Below are 433 nucleotides of genomic sequence, written 5' to 3'. Positions count from 1 at the left end.
ACCGCGGCCCGCCGGGGACGCGCAAGGCGTGCCCGCAACGCACCGAGACCCGGTGCCCTCCCGAGAGGGAGCGGCACCGGGCCTCGGCCGGGAACAGCCCGCGCGGTTACAGCCCCGCGGCCTTCTGCAGCGCGTCCACCCGGTCGGTGCGCTCCCAGGTGAAGTCCGGCAGTTCGCGGCCGAAGTGGCCGTACGCCGCGGTCTGGGCGTAGATCGGACGCAGCAGGTCCAGGTCACGGATGATCGCGGCGGGGCGCAGGTCGAAGACCTCGTCGATGGCCTGCTCGATGCGCTCCTGGGCGACCTTGGCGGTGCCGAAGGTCTCCACGAACAGGCCCACCGGCTCGGCCTTGCCGATCGCGTACGCGACCTGCACCTCGCAGCGCGCGGCCAGGCCGGCCGCGACCACGTTCTTGGCGACCCAGCGCATCGC

At 73.7% G+C, this 433-nt stretch carries 1 protein-coding gene; it reads right to left on the bottom strand.

Annotation, left to right across the window (positions count from 1 at the left end):
- Window positions 1-106 precede the first annotated feature (106 nt).
- On the bottom strand, window positions 107-433 hold a 327-nt coding region (locus LPA54_RS39485; RefSeq protein ID WP_228985219.1), incomplete at its 5' end, for a methionine adenosyltransferase domain-containing protein.

Origin of the sequence: Streptomyces sp. DH12 (assembly GCF_020873895.1) — a bacterium.
Taxonomy (GTDB): Bacteria; Actinomycetota; Actinomycetes; order Streptomycetales; family Streptomycetaceae; genus Streptomyces.
Note: the sequence above shows the minus strand (reverse complement) of the source record. Positions and strands in the feature narration are given on the sequence as shown.